The sequence below is a fragment of the Streptomyces sp. NPDC002324 genome, assembly GCF_053593335.1.
Genome location: NZ_JBSFCF010000001.1, coordinates 197118 through 216714 on the forward strand (window position 1 = coordinate 197118; position 19597 = coordinate 216714).

General features: G+C 72.7%; 15 protein-coding genes and 1 pseudogene. 11 read left to right on the forward strand and 5 right to left on the reverse strand.

The features are described 5' to 3' along the window. The first annotated feature begins 205 nt into the window (after positions 1-205). From ACWCRJ_RS00850 to ACWCRJ_RS00865, 4 genes are all read left to right on the forward strand, one after another. Positions 206-1042 (forward strand): NPP1 family protein, encoded by an 837-nt coding sequence (locus ACWCRJ_RS00850; protein ID WP_450937238.1) that lies wholly within the window; start codon positions 206-208, stop codon positions 1040-1042. Between the two features lie 248 nt (positions 1043-1290). After that, positions 1291-3252, forward strand: coding sequence for a YncE family protein (locus ACWCRJ_RS00855; RefSeq protein ID WP_450937239.1), 1962 nt, complete (start codon positions 1291-1293; stop codon positions 3250-3252). Positions 3253-3600: 348 nt separating this feature from the next. Beyond that, positions 3601-4263: a response regulator transcription factor gene (locus ACWCRJ_RS00860; RefSeq protein ID WP_005483177.1), complete on the forward strand. Its 663-nt coding sequence runs from the start codon at positions 3601-3603 to the stop codon at positions 4261-4263. 67 nt (positions 4264-4330) lie between these two features. Continuing rightward, on the forward strand, positions 4331-5695 hold the full coding sequence (locus ACWCRJ_RS00865; RefSeq protein ID WP_450937240.1) for a sensor histidine kinase: 1365 nt from the start codon (positions 4331-4333) through the stop codon (positions 5693-5695). Between the two features lie 295 nt (positions 5696-5990). On the opposite strand, the gene ACWCRJ_RS00870 is transcribed toward ACWCRJ_RS00865, so the two are convergent. Both ACWCRJ_RS00870 and ACWCRJ_RS00875 read right to left on the reverse strand, forming a co-directional pair. Next, the gene (locus ACWCRJ_RS00870; RefSeq protein ID WP_450937241.1) at positions 5991-7145 is read right to left on the reverse strand and encodes a hypothetical protein; all 1155 of its coding nucleotides are present in this window, start codon (positions 7143-7145) and stop codon (positions 5991-5993) included. A 95-nt stretch (positions 7146-7240) separates the two neighbouring features. Then, on the reverse strand, positions 7241-8467 hold the full coding sequence (locus tag ACWCRJ_RS00875) for a PP2C family protein-serine/threonine phosphatase (protein WP_450937242.1): 1227 nt from the start codon (positions 8465-8467) through the stop codon (positions 7241-7243). Between the two features lie 189 nt (positions 8468-8656). Between ACWCRJ_RS00875 and ACWCRJ_RS00880 the strand changes: the two genes are divergently transcribed. Beyond that, positions 8657-9133: a hypothetical protein gene (locus tag ACWCRJ_RS00880; protein ID WP_450937243.1), complete on the forward strand. Its 477-nt coding sequence runs from the start codon at positions 8657-8659 to the stop codon at positions 9131-9133. A gap of 50 nt (positions 9134-9183) precedes the next feature. On the opposite strand, the gene ACWCRJ_RS00885 is transcribed toward ACWCRJ_RS00880, so the two are convergent. Then, positions 9184-9687 (reverse strand): SH3 domain-containing protein, encoded by a 504-nt coding sequence (locus ACWCRJ_RS00885; protein ID WP_450937244.1) that lies wholly within the window; start codon positions 9685-9687, stop codon positions 9184-9186. 186 nt (positions 9688-9873) lie between these two features. Here ACWCRJ_RS00885 and ACWCRJ_RS00890 point away from each other — a divergent pair, with 186 nt between their 5' ends. Then, a complete protein-coding gene (locus tag ACWCRJ_RS00890) occupies positions 9874-10803 on the forward strand; it encodes a hypothetical protein (protein WP_450937245.1) in 930 nt (309 codons plus the stop codon). On the opposite strand, the pseudogene ACWCRJ_RS00895 reads toward ACWCRJ_RS00890, so the two are convergent. Further along, positions 10718-12114: pseudogene (locus ACWCRJ_RS00895) on the reverse strand (aminotransferase-like domain-containing protein). The gene ACWCRJ_RS00890 and the pseudogene ACWCRJ_RS00895 sit on opposite strands and share 86 nt — an antisense overlap. A gap of 104 nt (positions 12115-12218) precedes the next feature. Between ACWCRJ_RS00895 and ACWCRJ_RS00900 the strand changes: the two are divergent. The 5 genes from ACWCRJ_RS00900 to ACWCRJ_RS00920 all read left to right on the forward strand — a co-directional run bounded on the left by ACWCRJ_RS00900 (position 12219) and on the right by ACWCRJ_RS00920 (position 17204). After that, on the forward strand, positions 12219-13040 hold the full coding sequence (locus tag ACWCRJ_RS00900) for an alpha/beta fold hydrolase (protein ID WP_450937246.1): 822 nt from the start codon (positions 12219-12221) through the stop codon (positions 13038-13040). Positions 13041-13127: 87 nt separating this feature from the next. Further along, a complete protein-coding gene (locus tag ACWCRJ_RS00905) occupies positions 13128-13583 on the forward strand; it encodes a DUF7144 family membrane protein (RefSeq protein ID WP_450937247.1) in 456 nt (151 codons plus the stop codon). Between the two features lie 213 nt (positions 13584-13796). Then, a complete protein-coding gene (locus tag ACWCRJ_RS00910; RefSeq protein ID WP_450937248.1) occupies positions 13797-14840 on the forward strand; it encodes an endonuclease/exonuclease/phosphatase family protein in 1044 nt (347 codons plus the stop codon). A 57-nt stretch (positions 14841-14897) separates the two neighbouring features. After that, positions 14898-16859 carry an FUSC family protein gene (locus tag ACWCRJ_RS00915; protein ID WP_450937249.1) on the forward strand — a complete coding sequence of 654 codons (1962 nt, stop codon included), beginning with the start codon at positions 14898-14900 and terminating at the stop codon, positions 16857-16859. 129 nt (positions 16860-16988) lie between these two features. Then, entirely contained in the window at positions 16989-17204 is a 216-nt protein-coding gene (locus tag ACWCRJ_RS00920; RefSeq protein ID WP_005483158.1) for a hypothetical protein, read from the forward strand. Between the two features lie 78 nt (positions 17205-17282). On the opposite strand, the gene ACWCRJ_RS00925 is transcribed toward ACWCRJ_RS00920, so the two are convergent. After that, positions 17283-19364, reverse strand: a complete 2082-nt coding sequence (locus tag ACWCRJ_RS00925) for a PhoX family protein (protein ID WP_450937250.1) — start codon at positions 19362-19364, stop codon at positions 17283-17285. Between the last annotated feature and the right edge of the window lie 233 nt (positions 19365-19597).

The following is a 19597-nucleotide window of genomic DNA, read 5'->3' on the forward strand; positions in this document are numbered from 1 at the left end:
CAGCGGCGGTACGTGCCGCCGAACAATCCGGAACCGTTGGCCGGATTTGATTGCCCTGGTGAGAGCAGGTGTCGATCAACTCTCCGCTTGCCAGTCTCTGTCCCGTCAAGCCGGATCAGCCGGCGTCCCCGCCGCTGAGCAGCCTCTGCCCCGCAGAGCCGGATGACCGGCGTCCCCCGCGCAGAGCAAGTGGAGAGAACCGCTGATGTCCCAAGCACTGAAGAGCAGGAAGTCCCGCCTCGGCCGCCTCGGGCGTTTCGCGCTCGTCGCGGCCAGCGCCGCCGCGCTGACCATCGGGCTGACCACCAGCGCCCACGCCGGCGTACTGACCCCCCTGCCCGAGAGCACCACCACGTTCCAGAAGACCTTCCAACCGGTCTTCGACTACGACACGGACAGCTGTCTCCCGGTCGCCGCCATCGACCAGTGGGGCAACCTCAACGGCGGCCTCGACGACAGCGGAGCCATCACCGGTAAGTGCCGCGACAACCACCTGGGCAGGGCCAACGTCTACTCGCGGGCCAAGTGCAACAACGGCTGGTGCGCGATCGTCTACACCGAGTACTTCGAGAAGGACATGACCTGCACTGGATGCACCAGCACGTCGCACCGCCACGACTGGGAAGCCGCCGTGATCTGGATCCGGCAGGGCGCGGGCACGCCCTCGTACGCGTCCGTCTCCGCCCACGGCAACTACACGACCAAGAACTGGAGCGATGTCCCGAGGGACGGGGTCCGTCTCAAGGTCGTCTACCACAAGGGGAGCAATGTGATTGACGTGGGGTCCCACTCCTTCCGCTTCGCCGGCTGGGGCGAGACCGCGGAGGCCTGGGGCGACGGCGGCTGGGACTTCCCGCCCCTGGTCACCTGGACCAGGTTCCCGGCCGGCCACAACGGCGTGAACCTCCAGAGCCGGATGCAGAACGCCACCTGGGGCTCCGCCAACTTCCCGCTGAAGGACGGCCGCTACAACAACGAGCTCAACGCGGCCAAGAACGGCCCCGCCGCCGGCATCCCCTTCGACGTGTGGGCCGCCGGCTGACGGACACAGGAGCGGACGCGGAAAGGATCCGGCCCCGACGGCACTCCCCCCGCCGCCGGGGTCGGCCCCTTCCCTCACGTAAACCCATTGAGTTCTCCGCCACCCCCTGTGACCCTCTTGTCAGTGGCATGACTTAGTCTTCGCACACGCTTCACACGCGTCACACGCGCCGCACAGGTCGAACACACCGGCCCCGCGCGACGACGCGCCCATTTCTTTCGTTCCCCGGGGGGTTCGACACCGTGCGTATGCGCACTCTTCCGGCTGCCACCGCGCTGGCAGTCCTCTTCAGCTCCGCCGCACTCGCCATCGCGCCGACGGCGTCCGCCGACAGCACCAAGGTGCTGCCGGTCGCGTCGAGCGCCGACATCGTGGTGGACGGCGTCCACCAGCGGGTCTTCATCAGCGACCCCAACAACGGCAAGATCGTCGTCACCGACTACTACGGCATCGTCCGCAAGCAGTTCACGAACCTGCCGGGCGTCCAGGGCCTGGAGCTGTCCGCCGACTCCGGCACGCTGTACGGGGCCGTGCGCGACGCCGACACGATCGTGGCCGTCGACACGGCGACGGAGACCGAGTCGGCCCGCTACCCGGTGGGCGACGCCCCGGTGGGTGTCGCCGTGGCCGGCGGCAAGGTCTGGTTCGGCTACGGCGCGACCGGCGACGGCGAGCTGGGCTCGCTGGACCTGTCCGGCGAGGAGCCCGTGGTCGCCCTCGACCAGGACACCACCCGCCTCTGGTACTACGCGCCGATGCTGGACTCGGTCCCCGGCTCCGGCACCCTGGTGGCGGGCGAGCCCGGCGGCAGCAACCTGGCCGTGTACGACGTCTCGTCGGGCACCGCCACCCGTACCGCCGCCGCGAGCACGAACGGCGGGAACATGGGCGACCTCGCCGTCACCCCGGGCGGGCAGCACGTCGTCGTGGCCAGCGGCGCCCCGTACCACCACCAGGTCTTCAAGACCTCCGACCTGACGCCGGACGGCACCTACGCCAGCGACACCTACCCGAACTCGGTCGCCATCGCGCCCGACGGCACGGTCGCGGCGGGCATCGACGGCATCTACGAGCCCGACATCTACATCTACGAGCCGGGCTCCACCACGTCGATCCGGGAGTACGACTTCCCGAACACGGGCAATGGCAGCGGCGGCGACGAGCTGCCCGACTCCGGCCTGGCCTGGGCGCCGGACGGCTCCCGCCTGTTCGCGGTGACGTACAACGACGAGGGCGTGTACTCGCTGCGCACACTGGACGCCCCCACCACGGCGCTCACGTCGATCACGGTCGAGGCCCCCGCCACGGCCACCCGCGCCAAGAAGCTCACGGTCAAGGGCAAGGTCACCTCGAAGGCGGCGTTCCCGGCCGGGGTGAAGCTGACGGTGACCCGCACCGACCTGGAGTCCCCGTCCGGCAAGGCCCTCGCCGCGGTGACCGTGGCGGCCGACGGCACCTACAGCTTCTCCGACACCCCGCCGGCCGGCGGCAAGGTCAAGTACACCGTGAAGTACGCGGGGGACGCGGACCACACCGCCGCGTCCGCCTCCGACACCGTCGAGGTCTCGCGGGCGACGCCCACGCTGACGCTGGACAAGAACCGCAAGACCTACGCGTACGGCGCGGACGTGAAGTTCACCGCGCACCTCGGCACGACGTACAAGAACCGCAAGGTCGAGATCTGGGCCGACCCGTACGGCTCCGACCGGCCGAACAAGCTGGTGAAGTCGGGGACGGTGAACTCGCAGGGGAACCTGTCGGTCACCGTCGACCTGAAGCGTGACACCAAGCTCTCGGCGAAGTTCGCGGGCGACTCGCGCTACAAGGCGAAGACCGTCACCAACACCGTCTACACCAAGGTCAAGATCTCGTCGTCGATCTCGGGCCACTACAAGACCCGGACGGCCTGGGGCCAGAAGTACCACTACATCCGCAAGTCCAAGGACCCCGTCCTGAAGACCGTGATGACGTACTACCCGAACCGTCAGCAGCGCCTCCAGCTGCAGTTCAACATCGACGGTTCGTGGCAGGACTGGGGCGCCGAGTACTTCGCCCTCGGCACCTCCGGCGGGTCGGACATCACCCTCACCGGCACCCCGACCACGAACGTCCGCCTGCGCTTCCGCTCCGAGTACCACGACACGACCTCGGGCGACAACGTCAACACCACGACGTACGGGGCGTGGAAGTACTTCATCTACACCAGCTAGACGCACACGGGGCGGCCGGTCCGAGCGGTACCGGGCGGCCGTAGGCAGCATCACGGCGAGCGCCGTCGGCGGATCCACGGGTCCACCGGCGGCGCTCGCCGCTGTCGTGGGACGAAAGCAAGGAAGGAGTCATTCCGCATGAATCCCCAACTGCTCTCCCTTACCTGCCGGTACGTGTGACGATACGGACTCCGCCGAAACTTGAGATCTCAATATGAGGTCACGGCCGCAAAGGACCAGGACATGACCACCCCTGTGCCCTCCGCCCCATCAGCAGTCCCCTCAGCGACTCCGGCCCCACAGTCCCCGCCGACGGGCACCCCGGGGCCCACCGGACGCCTCCTCGTCGTGGACGACGAGGAGGGGATCAGGTCCATGCTGACCATGGCGCTGGAGTTCCTCGGATACCAGGTGACCGCCGCGGCGACGGGCCGGCAGGCACTGCAGGCCGTCACGCGGTACGACCCCGATCTGATCCTCCTCGACGTCAACCTTCCCGACCTGGGCGGCTTCGAGGTGTGCCGGACCCTGCGCGACCGGGGCAACGCGGTCCCGGTCCTCTTCCTCACCGGGCTCGGCGGCGTCGACGACCGGGTGCGCGGGCTGGACATGGGCGGCGACGACTTCGTCACCAAGCCGTTCGAGCTGAAGGAGGTCGCCGCCCGCGTCCGCGCCCTGCTGCGCCGGGCCGGCGGCGGCCACCCCGCGCCCGACCGCAACCGGCTGCGCGCCGGCGTGGTCCAGCTCGACGCCGACGCCCATCAGGTCTGGGCCGCCGACCGCCCCGTCGAGCTGACCACCACCGAGTTCGCCCTCCTGCGCTACCTCATGGAGAACCCCGGCCGCGTCCTGTCCCGGGGCCAGATCCAGGAACGTGTCTGGAACCACCGCGACGAGGGGTCCGGGGTCGTCGACACGTACATCTACTACCTGCGCCGCAAACTGGGCGAGCCGGGCCAGTCCCTCATACGGACCGTCAGGGGCGTGGGCTACCAGCTGTGCACGAACTGAGCGACGGAACGGGGGCCTCGGGGGGAGGGGCGGGCAACGACGACGAGGGCTACGGAAAGCTGGTCGGATGAGCGGGTTCACCGGGCTGGGCGAGAACATCAGGGCGGCCGGGATGCTCGCGCCGACTGACACGTGCCGACGGCCGCACCCCGGCCGGCCCCTGCCTCCCGTCGAACAGCCGATCCGCCCCCATCACGCGGGCCGGCGCACCGTCGGTTTCTGGCTGATCGCCACCCTCACCACGCTGGGCGCGGTCGCCGCCCTCTCGGCCCACACCCTCGCCCAGCATCTGGCCGCCCGCACCGACCAGGAGATCATCAGGGCCGGTGAACTGGGGGGCGCACTCGGCGGTCCGGGTGCGGTGCCGGGTGCGGGTGCGGTGCCGGGCCCGCTCCTCGGCAGGAACGACCTGGTTCTCGTCCTCGACGCCGACGGCAGGGTCGTGGAGCGCCACCCGGGATCCGAGGGACTCCCCGCGTTCCCGGCGCTCTCGCCCGCCCGGCTGAAGGCGTACGCGGACCGGTCCAACCCCTCGGCTTTCGGGGAGAGTTACCGGGCGAAGGTGGTGCGCGTGCCGGAGACGGACCGGAGGCACAAGGGCGGCTACGTCGTCACGGCCAGGTCGACGACGGAGGACCGGCGGGCGGTCGAGCGCCTCCTCCAGGTCGAGACGGCCGCCGCCCTCCCGCTCCTCGCCACCGTCCTGCTCGGCGCGCGCCGGCTCGGCCGCCGTGAGGTGCGCCAGCGGGAGGACACCGAGCGACGGCTGCGGGAGTTCATGGCGGCCGCCGGGCACGAACTGCGCAACCCCCTGACCACGATCTCCGGTTACGCCGAACTCGCCCGGGTCGGCGACCCCGCGTACGAACCCATGCGGCAGGAGGCGCTCGGCCGGATCGCCACCGAGGTCGGCCGGATGAGCACGCTCATCGACGAACTCGTGCTGCTGACCCGCCTCGACCTCGGCCAGCCCCTCCAGCTGACCTGCGTGGACCTGGCCCAGCTGTGCCGCGACGCGGTCTCCGCCGCCCGCGACTGCCACCCCGACCGTCCCGTGCGGCTGCTGCTCGCCCCCGGGGACCACACGGTCACCGGCGACCCGCTGCGGCTGCACCAGCTGGTCGCCAACCTGCTGGCCAACGCGCGGGTCCACACCCCGCCGGGCACCACGACGACACTGGGGCTCGGCACGGAGGACGGCCACCGGGTGATCGAGATCCTGGACGACGGTCCCGGAATCCCGGACGACCTGCGCGCCCGGCTGTTCGACCCCTTCGTACGCGGTGAGGAGACGCGGGCCGCCGGAAGCGGGCTCGGCCTCAGCATCGTCGCGGCGATCGCGACGGCCCACGGCGGGACGATCACGCTGGAGCCGTCCCATCCGTCGCACCGGGGGGCGTGGTTCAGGGTGCTGATCCCGGCCTCGTCCTGACCCACCCCGTCCTGACCGGCCTGTCCTGACCCACCCGTCCCAGCCCACCCGTCCTAGCCCACGGGTTGTGACAGGGGGTGGACTTTGCGGGCGGCTGGGGAGTTTCTGATCATTCTCTGATCGAACTCCGATCCGTTCCGGAACGGTGACCGCTTAAGTGATCAACGTACGGTGTCCACCTTGTGCAGTGCGGTGCGGCCTCGTACGACTCCCCTCCGAGGTCGGCCCGGCATTCGCCCTGATCGACGGCTCATCGATCTACGACGAACGGACGACGGCTCATCGACCGGCTCGGCTAACCGGGTACGTGTTGGGCCGACCTCAACTCGCCTTCTCCCTGCCGCAGTTCGGCCAGTCGCTGCCGGGCGTGCTCCAGGGCCCCGGCGCGCCGCCCCGGTACCCGGCCGCGCAACTCCACGAGGACGGCACCGAGTTCGAGGGCTCGTCCCGCGTCCGTGACCAGTCCCCACTGGTGGTGCGCCCGGTCGACCGCCGCCTCGACCACGGGGTCCCGCGCGAGCCGCCCCGCCGCGAGCCGCGACCCCGCGACCCCCATCCAGGCCTCACAGCTGCCGGCCGCGTCCCCCGCGAACATCGCCAGGTCGGCCCGCACCTCCCGCCAGTGCAGCACCTCCTCCGACCCGTCCCCGAACTCCCGCAGCGCCCCCTGCTCCCACCGCGCGGCCAGCCCGGCGGCCTCGGAATGCCGCCCGGCCTCGACGGCGACGGCGATGGCGCTGTGGGGGTCGGCGGCCACCGGCGCGACCACTGGGTCGACCACGGGAGCGGCCGCACCGTGCGGCACCCGCGCACCGGGCACCGTGGCGTCCCACGCCAGCACCAGATCCCCGTAGCCCCCCGTCCGCGCGAGCACCTGCTCATGGAGCGCTCCCGGCGCCGGCCGCTGCCCACTGCGCAGTATCGTCGCCAGCGCCTTCATGTACCCCGGTGCGGCAGGCCCGCGCCGCACCCCGCCCGCGGGCGGCGCGATCCGCCCGTACAGGCTCACCCCGACACCGGCCGACAGCGGCTGCCCCGCCAGCTGCCGCCACACCTCCGCGTCGGCGTGCAGATCGACGAACAGGGTCGTGGATCCGGGCGCACGCAGCCGCAGTTCCTCCACGATCCAGTGCCAGGGGAACGCCGTGTACCGCACGGTCGCCGGCGTCGTACGCGCCAGCGCCAGATGCACGAGCCGCTGTCGGCGGTCGAGTTGGAGCTGTCCCGTGAGGTACACGGTGAGCGGGCCCGGCGCGGTGGCCGCCGCGCGCAGCCGGGTGAGGACGGCCTGCGGCTCCAGCGGATCGGCCAGTTCGACGACGTTCGCCGTCCCCGTGCCGGACAGCACCTCGGGTGTGACGGCCGCCAGTACGGGGAGCACGGAGGCCGCGTCCACGAGGCACCCCCTGCCCATGGGCGAGGCCGCGAGCAGCAGCACTGTTCCGGGCATCGTTCCCTCCCCGTCGATCACGTACGCCAGTCAGCACGGTAACCGCTGCGCGTGCGAACGGGGAAAGGGGCAGGGGAGGAGGGGGGCGGGACCGGTCACGGCGGGGCCCCGGGCCCCCTGCGCATCGGCTCCGACGCCCGGCGCACCGCGAAGATCGTCGTGTCGTCGTCGAGGCCGCCGCCGGTGTGCGCGAGGACGCCGTCGCGGACGAGCCGGACCAGCGAAGCGGGGTCGAGCGCGGGCGGCCCGGCGGCGAGGGCGCGGGTGAGGTACTCGCGGAGAGGGAAGAACTCCCCGTTGCCGTCGCGGGCCTCCGTCACGCCGTCCGTGACCAGGAGCAAGGTCTCCTCCGGAGCGAGCCGGACCGTGGCCGTCCGGGGTGTGCGCGGGGCCAGCCCGCCGAGGCCCAGCGGGAGTCCGTCGCGCAACGGCAGGAAACGGACGCCGTCGGGGCGGACCAGGAGCGGGGGTTCGTGGCCGAAGTTGACGATGTCCACGGTGACCGCGTCCAGCCCGGTGAGGTCGGGCCCCCAGTCGGTCCGTTCGCTGCGCAGTTCGGGGAAGTCGAGGAGGACGGCGGTGGCGAAGCGTTCGGAGTCGTCGCGGCCGACGTGGGCGCAGTACCGCACGTGCCGCACCATCCGCGTCTCCAGATGCTCGGCCACGGTGACCGGGTCGGCCTCGCAGTAGGCGGCCTCGCGGAACGTGCCGAGCAGCACCGACGCCGCCTCCACCGCCGCGAGCCCCTTGCCCTGGACGTCGCCGACGACGACGCGCGTGCCGTACGGGCTGGGCTGGATGTCGTAGAAGTCGCCGCCCACGCGGGCCTGGCTGTCGGCGGCGAGGTAGATCTCCGCGTGGTCGAGGCCGCCGACGTCCGGTGGCAGCTGGCGCAGGAGGATACGGCGGGTGGTGTCGACGACGGCCCGCATGTGCAGCATCCTCTCCTGCCCGCGCAGCCGTACCGCGCAGGCGAGCACGGAGAGGATCCCGCCGAGGGCGACGAGGACGAAGTCGGGCAGGCCGGTGCGGTACTGGTGCGGCCAGGAGTTGTCACCCACGACGTACATGAGCATCGAGAGCGCCGCGAACAGCGCCGTCGTCCACACCCCGCAGACGGCGGCGGCCAGGCCCGGTACGAGCACCAGCCAGGAGATGACCCGGAAGTCGCCGCCGGTGAACCAGTCGAGCGTCGGCACGGCGAGCAGCAGCACCAGCGGCGGGAGCCAGGTGATGTCATGCCCGCGGACCCGCAGCGGCAGCTGCCGCTCGGCGGGGTCCGGCTCCCGACGCACACGCGGCCCCGGCATCCGCATCCGCATGCCCCACAGCGAAACACGCCCCCACGCCCGGCGCATCCCGGCCACCCGCCCCGAGGCGTCGGCGGCGCCCCCGGCCCCGGCCCCGGCCCCGGCACAGTCCTCGTCGTCCGACTTGCCACGGGGTGCTCCCAGGTGTGGTCTGGTAGTCGGGGCGGAGAAGCGCGGGGGCGGGTAGAGAGGAGTGCTCCCATGGCGCAAGCGGCACCCACTCCGGGCCGGCCGGTGATTCCGGGCAGGCCCTCGGCTGCGGGCAGGTCGGCGGCGCAGGCCACGCCCGATGTGTTCAGCGAGCGCACGCACGTGCTCGCGAACCGGATCGTGCCCGTGGTCCTCGGCCTCGTCTACGGCTACTGGGCCGCGGCCCTGACCCGTGACGCCGGCCCCATCACCGGCTGGAACGTCCTCTTCGGCCTCGTCGTCGCGTTCGTGTTCGCGGCGCTCCACACGGCCGTACTGGCCGTGGCCCCCCGGCTGCGCCGCGAACTGCACGCCGCTCTCTGGGCCGCCTTCGCGGGCTGCGCGTTCGGGTTCCTGTACAGCCAGGCGTCCCAGCACTCCGTGCTGCGGTCCGTGGGCATGTCCCTCGCCGTCGCGGCGGGATTCCTCGCGGTGAACTTCTACCGCTACTACACGCACGAGGACGCGGCCGGCCACCGGCTGCGGTGAGCCGGTGGCCGCTCGGTCCGTCAGGTCCGTCAGGTCCGCCCTTGCGGTTCTCAGTCCTGCGTCCACTCCCAGGTACCGGAGGCCGTGAAGGTCCAGGTGAACGAGACGGACCCGTTCCGGTCGTCGTGCCCGTGCCCGTCCTGGCAGGGATCGCAGTCCTTCCAGCGCGGGCACGGGTCCGTGCACGCGGGGACGGACCGGCCGTGGGTGTCGACGTACACGGCGCTCGCCCAGCCGCGCGCGTCCGCGAGCCAGTACCAGTCCCGGTCGCCGGACACCTTCTGGCCACGCACCACGCAGTCGACGCGGGTCTGACTGCCGGGCGCGAGGAAGCCGACGACGCGGGAGTGCGTGGTCGGCTGTTCGCGGAGGTTCAGATCGCCGCGGGCGACGATCGTGCCGCGGACGGAACCCTCGTGGTCCCGGTGCGAGCGGTCCGCCGCGCGATCCACCGCCGCGGACGCCGTCCCGAGCGCCGTCACCGTCAGCACACCACCCGTGATCCCGGCCGCGACGAGGCCCCGCAGGACCGACGTACCCGAATTACCACGCATGCTCGGCCTCCTCAGCACCCCCTCACCACCCCCTGTCACCTCCCTTCCAGGTAACACCCGTTCGGGTGAGCGCTCCACCGGAGGACCCGGCCCGGTGGCCCCGTTCGGCTTGTCCTGCGGGGCCATTCGCAGTCACCCCGGGCGGGAGCGCTCGCGCGCTGCCGGGAGGGGGTCTTGCCTTGAGGGGTGTCCCCTCGTGCCCGCGGCACCCTGTCGGCCGCGCTGACCGTGCTCGCCTGCCTGCTCGCGCCGGTGGGCGCGCTCGCGGCGTGGGCGACGTACGAGATCGCGGACCGCACCCGGTACGAGGCCGTCATGGCACCGCTGGCCGCCGACCCCGCCGTCCAGGAGGCGCTCGCGGACGCGGTCGCCACCGGGATCCTGCGCGAGGTGCGGGTGGGGCCACGACTGCGGGGACCGGTACGGGACTTCACGTACGACGCGGCGCATTCCTTCACCCGGACGGAGGCGTTCCGCACGGCCTGGCACCTGGCGAACCTGGAGGCGCACGACGCGGTGCTGACGGCGGTGCGCGAGGAGGGCACGTACGGCGGGGACGGCGGCGGTGGCGGGGCCCGGTCGGTGACGCTCGACCTCGCGCCGATCGGCGAACGCGTCAAGCGTCAACTCGTCCGCGACCACGTGCCGTTCGCCCATCGCATCCCGGTCGCGCACACCGAGGTCGAGGTGGTGTCGGCCACGGAACTGGTTCAGCTTCGGAAGGGATATCGCGTGCTCGAAATCGCCGCGTTCTGGCTCCCGGTCGGCGCGCTCGCGCTGGCCGCCGGTGGCATCCTTGTCGCGACACAACGCCGCCGGGCCGTCTGCGCGACGGGCCTCGGCACGGCTCTCGGCGGGGCGCTGCTCGGCGTCGCCGTCGCCCTCGGCCGCCACCTCACCCTGGCCGACCTGCCCCCGGACGTCTCGCCCGCGGCCGCGGGCGCCGTCTACGACGCCCTGACCGCCACCCTCCGCAGCGTCACCTGGGGCCTGCTGGGCCTCGGCACCACCGTGGCCGCGACCGCCTGGCTCACGGGGTACCTCGTACGACTTCGGCGAGCGTCCGCAGCGCCCCCGCCAGCTCCGGCGGAGGAACCGACGCGAGTCCGAGCCTGACGCAGTCGGACGCGGGAACCGCGGGGGCGGCCCGCACCGCCGCCCCCGCCCGCCGGCCGGCCCTCACCAGGGGCACGGCGAACGCGGACCCGGGGGTCACCGCGACCCCCCGCCGCGCCGCCGCCGCGCGGAACGTGTCGGCGCGCCACGGCTCCGGCAACTCCCACCAGGCGTAGTAGGCCCGCGGATCGCCCCGCACGGCGAACCCCGCGAGATGCTCGGCGACCAGTCGCTGCCGCGCCGCCGCGTCCGCCCGCTTCGCCGCGACCAGCCGTCCGACGGTGCCGTCCGCGATCCACCGCACCCCCGCCTCCAGCGCGAACCGTCCCGCCGCCCAGCCCCCCGAGCGCAAGGCCTCCGCGGCCCCTCGGCCCGCCCCTCCGGCACCACCAGGAACCCGACCGTCAGGCCCGGCGCCACCCGCTTGGACAGCCCGTCGACGACGAACACCCGCTCCGGCGCGTACGCGGCCAGGGGCGGCGGCACCGGCGCCCCCGCGCCGGGGTCGCCGTCCACGAGGAAGGACCAGATCCGGTCCTCGATCACCGGCAGGTCCAACTCCCGTACCACACGCGCCAGTTCAGCCCGCCGTACGTCTCCAGCCGTCACGGACGTCGGATTGTGGAGCGTCGGCTGCGCGTACACCGCCGACAGCGGCGCCGACCGATGCGCGGCGGCCACGGCCTCCGGCCGCACGCCCTCCCCGTCCGTCGCGAGCGGCACCAGGGTCACCCCCAGCCGCCCGGCGATCTCCTTGACCAGCGGATACGTGAGCGCCTCGACGCCGACGCGGCCCCCGGGCCGTACGAGGAGGGCGAGGGCGGCGGCGATGGCCTGGCGGGCGTTGCCGGTGAAGAGGAACCGGTCCGGGGCCGGGCGCCAGCCGGCCGTGGCGAGCAGCCCGGCGGCGGCCTCGCGCGCGGCGGCCGTCCCGGTCGCCGGGGCCGTGCGCAGCGCGTCCGTCAGCACGTCGGGGCGCAGCAGCGGCGCGATCCCGGCGGCCAGCAGTTCCGACTGGTTGGGCGCGGAGGGGTAGTTCAGCTCCAGGTTCACGGGAGCGGTACCGGCCGGCTCCGCCAGCGCCCTCCCGGCCGACCCGGGCGGCGCCGCCCGCACGAACGTCCCGCGTCCGACCTCGCCCACCACCAGCCCGCGCCGCACCAGCTCCGCGTACACCCGCCCGGCGGTCGACCCGGCGATCCCCCGCCGCCGCGCGAACATCCGCTGCGGCGGCAGCCGGTCACCGGGCCGCAGCCGTCCGGCGGCGATGTCGTCCGCGATGCGATCGGCGATACGCCGGTAGTCGGCCACGACCGTCCCCCACCTCCCGCTCGCCCTGCCCCGGCCTCCTCACATTGCACCGAGGGCAAAGATCTTATTGCACCGACCAGTCGGGCGACCCTAGGGTCGTGTCCATGACCACCTTCCTCGCATACGAGGACAAAGGGGAAGCGGGCCCGTCCCGCTCCCTCCCTCTCGTCCTGATCCACGGCCACCCCTTCGACCGCACGATGTGGCACCCCCAGATCACCGAGTTCGCCGCCTCCCGCCGCGTCGTCGCCCCCGATCTGCGCGGCTACGGCGCCTCCCCCGTGGTCCCGGGCGTCACCCCGCTGTCCACGTTCGCCGAGGACATCGCCGCGCTCCTCGACGACCTCGGGATCTCCGAGTTCGTCCTCGGAGGCCTCTCCATGGGCGGCCAGATCGCGATGGAGTGCTACCGCCAGTACCCGCACCGCGTCCGAGGACTCCTCCTCGCCGACACCTTCCCCGCCGCCGAGACGCCCGAGGGCCGGCGCGACCGGAACGCCATGGCCGACCGGCTGCTGCGCGAGGGCATGACGGGGTACGCCGACGAGGTGCTGTTCAAGATGGTCGCGCCGTACGCGGACGCGGAGGTCGCGGCCCATGTGCGCCGCATGATGACGGCCACCGACCCGGTGGGCGCGGCGGCGGCCCTGCGCGGCCGCGCCGAGCGCCCCGACTACCGGGATCTGCTCACCCGCGTCACCGTGCCCGCCCTGGTCGTCGTGGGCGCCGACGACGAGTACACCCCCGTCTCCGACGCCGAGGCCATGCACGCCGCCCTCCCCGACTCCACCCTCCACGTCGTCGACGGCGCCGCCCACCTGCCGAACCTGGAGCGGCCGGACGCGTTCGACAAGGCGCTGGAGGGCTTCCTGGCACGGCTGGACCGGCTGGACCGGCTGGACCGGGGGAGGCCCCCGGGGCCGTGATTCACCCGTTCGGCCTACACCACATGCGGCGCCACCCCCGCCGCGTGAGCATGCGGGTGAGCTGTCCATCCGTCGGAGGAGGCCCTCATGGCCCAGCACAGCACCGCACCGCGTTCGAACCCGACGTCGCAGGAGACGTCGGCGCACCACCGGGACGCCCGCTCGGAGTGGGCCCACGGCGGGATGGTCTTCGCCGGTGTCCTGATGATGGCCATCGGCGTCATGAGCGTCCTCAACGGCATCGCGGGGATCGCCACGGACGACGTGTACACGGACATCGGTGACTACGTCTTCAAGTTCAGCCTCACCACGTGGGGCTGGATCCACCTGGTGCTCGGACTCGCCGTCCTGGCCACCGGCTGGGGCGTCATGCAGGGTCAGACCTGGGCCCGCGCGGTGGGGATCGCCCTGACGTCCCTGTTCGCCATCGAGTACTTCATGTTCCTGCCGTACGCGCCCATCTGGTCCCTCATCTGCATCGGCGCCGCGGTGTTCGTGATCTGGTCCCTGGCGAACTCCCCGGACTCCCACGCCCGCGGGTGACCCACCCTGCCCGACCACGGCCGAGCGAGGGCTGACCACGCAGTTCCCCGCGCCTCGAAGGGGGGCGCGGCTGACCACGCAGTTCCCCGCGCCTCGAAGGGGCGCGGGGAACTGCGCGAGAACCCCCACCGGACCGCACCGGACAACGCAACCTTCTCCCCGCCCCACCCGTCCTTAAAAGGACCCCGCAACAAGAACGAGAGGCACCGGCCCGTGGAGAGCGCGACCATCGAGCGGCCGGAGCCGATGCCGGACCCGGCACCGGAGGCAACCCCGCCCCCACCCCCGCGCAAGCGGCACCGCGGCAAGGCCGCCCTCGCCACCCTGCTCCTCCTCGGCGTCACCCTCGTCGTCGCCTCCCGCGCGGCCGACGTGGACGCCTTCACCCCGGTCCCCCAACTCCTCGCGTTCCTGCCCTGGCTCCTCGCCCCCACCGCCCTCGCCCTCCTCCTCTCCCTCGCAGCCCGCTGGTGGACCGGCCTGACCTGGGGCGTCGTGGTCCTCGGCGCGCTCGCCTGGTACATCGAGCCGTACGGAAAGGCGACCGAGCCGACCGGCCCGGTGCTCGCCGAGGTGCGCGTGATGACGTCGAACGTGCAGTTCGGCCACGCCACCGACGCCCTCGTCAGGGCCGTACGCCGCGACCGCCCCGACATCGTCTTCGTCGAGGAGTGCGAGGTCACCTGCTCGGCCAGACTCCGCGACGCCCTCGGGGACCTGAGCGGAAAGACCCCGCTCTACCCCCACCGCCAGTCCGTCGAGGGCTACGGCTCCACCGGCTCCGTCATCCTCAGCCGCTACCCCCTGAAGGCCGCCGACCCGATCCCCGGCTCGATGGGCATGCCCGCCGCGGTCGCCGACATCGAGGGCCGGCCCGTACGGCTGCAGCTGGCGCACCCCATGCCGCCGCTCCCGGGAACGCTGGACACCTGGCGGCAGGAGCTCGACGCGCTGCGGGCGTACGCGGCGAAGGACACCCGCACGCCGACCATCCTGGCCGGCGACTTCAACGCCTCCCAGGACCACGCGGCCTTCCGCGCCATCCTCGACACCGGCCTGAGCGACGCTGCCCGGCTGACCGGACAGGACCGCAGACCGACCTGGCCCTCCGCCACGACCCCGAGGTTCGGCGCCCAGATCGACCACGTCCTCGTCTCGCGCGAGGACTTCTCCGCCCGCGAGGTCCGCTTCGTCAAGCTGCCGGGCACCGACCACAACGCCGTCACCGTCGACCTCGACCTGCACCGCCGCACGTGAACCGACGGGCACACAGGCTCCCCGGAACCCCCGGAACCCCCCGGTCATAATGGGCGCATGTCCCGCCCGTTCCCCATCGGCCTCGCCCCGCCCGACTGGCTGGTGCGGAACCTCCGGCCGCAGCCGACCCCGGTCAACCGGCCGGCCGTCGCCCGCGCGGCGGTCGCGCTGACGCTGCCGCTCGCGCTCGGACTTGCCGCCGGCCGGCCCGAGTACGGCGCGCTCGCCTCCATGGGCGCCCTCTCGGGCGTCATCAGCGACACGGCCGCCGCGTACCGGATGCGGCTGCTCAACATCGCGGTCCCCCAGCTGTTCGCCGCCGTCGGCATCACGCTCGGCTCGCTGGTGTACGGGCAGGGCTGGATCACCGTCGCGGCGCTCACCCTGGCCGCGCTCGTCTCCGGGATGATCTCGTCGATCGGCGCCGTGGCCTCCGTCTCAGGGCTGCTCCTGCTCCTCAACTCGGTGGTGGGCGCGGGTCTGCCGATGCCGGGCCAGTGGTGGCTCGCCCCGGTGCTGATGACCGGCGGCGGCCTCCTCGTCCTCGCCATGGCCCTGCTCGCCTGGCCGCTCAGGGCGGGCGTACCGGAACGGGACGCCGTCGCGGACACCTACCGCAAGGTCGCCGACCTGCTCGCGACGACCACCACGGACGATCCCGCCGGCCACACGGACGCCTACGACGCGGCCCGGCACATCGTCACCCAGTCCCTCAACCAGTCCTACGACCTGGTCCTCGCCCGCCGCGCCCGCCACCACGGCCGCAGCCCCGAACTGGTGCGGCTGCTGGCCCAGTTGAACGCGATCACCCCGCTGGTGGAGGCCGCCCCCGCGGTACGGCTGTCCGGCCGGCCGCTGCCCGCCGAGATCCCGGTGGCCGTACGGCATCTCGCGGAAGCCGTCGAGACGGGGTACTCGGGGCCGCTGGGGCTGCGGCTGCCGGAGCCCCGCAGCGAGATCGGGCGGGCCGTCGACCAGGCGCTGCGGCACGCCGCCGACGTCGCCACCGAGAAGTCGCCGGACGCGCTGCGAAAAGCCGGCGACCGGTCCGGAGGCCCCGCCCCGCTGGGCGTGCGCGCCGCCCGGGTCGCCCGCAACGTCGCCCTGTCCGGTGCCTCCTGGCGCTACGGCCTGCGGCTCGCCCTGTGCATCGGCATCGCCCAGGCCCTGGTGTCGCTCGTACCCGTACCGCGCTCGTACTGGGTGGCGCTGACCATCACGTTCGTCCTGAAGCCGGACTTCGGGTCGGTGTTCTCGCGGGCGCTGCTGCGCGCGCTCGGCACGGTCGTGGGGCTGGTGGTCGCGGCCGGGATCCTCGCGGAGGTGCCGCGCGGCTGGTGGGACGTGCCGGTGATGCTGCTGCTCGCGCCGCTCATCCCGGTGTTCACCCCCCGGGGCTACGGCTATCAGACGGCCGCCATCACCCCGGTGATCCTGCTCCTGTCCGACGTCCTCAACCACCAGGGCACCGGTCTGCTGGTGCCGCGTCTCGTCGACTCCCTCATGGGCTGCGCGATCGCGCTGGTCGCCGGCTATCTGCTCTGGCCGGAGAGCTGGCACGCCCGGGTCGGCGCCCGCCTCGCGGACGCCGTCGCCGACACGGCCGCGTACGTCGAGGCGGCCTTCGGCGCGGAGCCGGCCGACCCCGCCGACCGGACCCGGATGCGCCGCCGTCTGTACCGGGACCTGTCCGCCATCCGTACGGAGTTCCAGCGGGCCCTGACCGAACCGCCGCCCATCGGCCGGCGGGCGGCCGCCTGGTGGCCGCTGGTCGTGGCGGCCGAGCGGATCGTCGACGCGACGACGGCCGCGCGGGTCCGGATCAAGCAGGGCGCGCAGCCGCCGTCCGCCGCCGAGGTCGACCGGGTCGCGCTGCAGCTGCGGGAGCTGTCGGACGGGCTGCGCAGGACCGAGACCCTCTACGAGGTGCGCTCCGACCTCAGCGGACCGCCCGGGAGCGTGCTGGAGCCGCTGCGCCAGGAGGTCGCGGCGGCGCGGGCGATCACCTCGCCCCGCTGAGCAGGTCAACCGGGCGCAGGGCGCCGAATCGTTACGTCATCCCCGCACGGGTGACTGAGGGCGAATGCGCAGCCGAAAAGCAGACATGATCAATCCTGTTCAACCGCCCTACCTATAAGGGGATTTTTCATGCGTCGCACCGCGACCGTCCTGCTCGGAACCCTCGCCCTCGCCGGCGCCGCGGCCCCCGCCGCCCAGGCGATCCCGGACCCCGTCGCCACCGTCACCTGCGTCACCGAGACCCCGGCCGGCGTGACGGAGCTGGTCGACCCGGCCGTGCTCGCCGACCCGGCCGCCCTCGTGGACCCGGCGGGCCTCCCGGGCGTCAGCTGCCTGGCTCCCTGAACCACGCGGCACCGAAAGACGTGCGGGCCGTCCTCCCCGACAGGAGGACGGCCCGCATTCGCATGTGTGCGAACGGGATCAGACGCCGATGTCGTCGCCGTCCGCGCGCCACACCGCGACGACCGCCGGGCGGACGTAGGTGCCCGGGCCGTCGGGCCAGGTGCTCTTCGGCTTCTCGACGGTGGCCCCGTCCAGCTCGCCCGGGTGCTGGACGGCGACCAGGACGCGGCGGTCCTGGATGATCGGGCCGCAGGTCTCGGCGCCGCTCGGGACCGTCAGGAACTGCTTCAGCTCACCGCGCCGCTTGCCGCGCGTGGCGACACCGAACAGACCGTCGTGCGAGCCGAGCTGCGAGCCGTCGGTGGAGATCCACAGGTTGCCGTGCGGGTCGAAGGCGACGTTGTCCGGGCAGGAGATCGGGCTGACGTGCTCCTTGGGGAAGCCGGCGAAGTAGGTCGCCGGGTCCTCGGGGTCGCCCGCGACGAGGAACAGCAGCCAGCCGAACGTCGTGCTCTCGGGCCGGTTGCGGTGCTCGGTGAGTTCGAGGACCTGGCCGTGCTTGTTGGCGTTGCGCGGGTTGGCCTCGTCCGCCTTGGCGTTGGAGCCGACACCGCGGTTGGTGTTGTTGGTGAGGGCGACGTAGACCTTGCCGGTGACCGGGTTGGGCTCGATGTCCTCGGGACGGTCCATCTTCGTGGCGCCGACCTTGTCGCCCGCGAGCCGGGTGAAGACGAACACCTCGTCGGCCGTCATCCCGTCCACGTGCGAGACGGCACCCTTGGCGGTGGCGGTGGCCAGCGGGATCCACTCACCGGCGCCGTCGAACTCGCCGTCGGCCGGCAGCTTGCCCGTGCCGTCGATCTCGATGGCCGGGGAGTCGCCGGTGAGCCTGGCGACGTAGAGCGTGCCCTCGTCGAGCAGCGAGAGGTTGTGCTCGCGGACGACGCGGCTCGACCCCTTCTTCATCCGCTTGCTGCCGACGAACTTGTAGAAGTAGTCGAAGCGCTCGTCGTCACCGGAGTAGACGACCGGACGCCCGTCCGAGGTCAGCCGGATGGTGGCCGCCTCGTGCTTGAACCGCCCGAGCGCGGTGTGCTTGCGCGGCGTGGAGGACGGGTCGTAGGGGTCGAACTCGACGACGTACCCGAAGCGGTGCACCTCGTTCGGCTCCTGGGCGACGTCGAACCGCTTGTCGAACCGCTCCCACTTGCGCTCGGTGGCACCGGTGCCGACGCCGTACCGCTTGTCGGTCGGACGGCTGCTGTTGGCGAAGTACTGGTTGAAGTTCTCCTCGCCGTGCAGCGTGGTGCCCCAGGGGGTCGTGCCGCCGGAGCAGTTGTTGAGGGTGCCGAGGACCTTGCGGCCGGTCGGGTCGGCGGAGGTCTTGAGCAGGTCGGAGCCGGCGGCGGGGCCGGTCAGCCGGAACTCGGTGGTGGCGGTGACCCGCCGGTTGAGCTGGTGGCGGGGCACGGCGGTGAGCTTGCCGGTGCGCCGGTCCTCCTCGACGACGACGGCGGACAGACCGTGCGCGGCCCAGGCGACCTCGACCTGGTCGCGGGTCGGGTTGGCGGCGTTGTAGCCGCGGAACATCAGGATCTCGTCGGTGTACTCGTGGTTCGCGACGAGCAGCTTGCGGTCGCGCTCGCCCTGGAGCGGGAGCAGCGCGAGGAAGTCGTTGTTGTAGCCGAACTGCCCGGCCTGGGCCTTGGCCGTCTGGTTCTCGGGGTCGAAGGCGGGGGCGCCGCGCAGGATGGGCTCACCCCAGCGGATGACGACGTTCTGCTCGTACCCCTCGGGGACGGTCACGGTGTCGGCGGTGTTCGGCTCGACGGCGGTGAACCGCAGACCGCGGGCGGCCTTGTTCTTGCTCCTGGCCGCCGCGTTCCTGGCGGCCTCGGCGGATTCCGCCGTCGTGGCCGCGGCGGCGGGCTGGGCGCCACCCAGCGTGACGGCCGTACCGGCCGCGCCGGCCACGGAGACGACGGCGGCGGCCCGCATCACCGAGCGGCGGCTCAGCGCGCTCGCGATGACGTCACCCACATAGGCGTTGGCACTGGTGTTCGGTACCTCGTGGAAGCAGGCGTCACCACAGCGGAACCGGCAGGTCAGGGCGGAACGGCCGCCGGGATGCGAGCCGATCATGGGCAGCAGCTTGCGCACAGCGCGCTCCTCGATGCTCTTTGTACATTTTGGTGTGAGCGCGACGCTAGGGGGGCGTGCGTTCGAGCACGGGGACGCGAGGTGAACAAGGGGTGAACCTGCGGCGGTCCAGGCGGTGTTGACAGCGCGGGGTGGCGGGGATAGTGAAAGCGCCCCGCCCCACCCCAAGATCGCCACGCCCGGCCGCTAACCTTACGTGTCCGTCCTGGCCAGGGATTGACGGCTTCAACTCA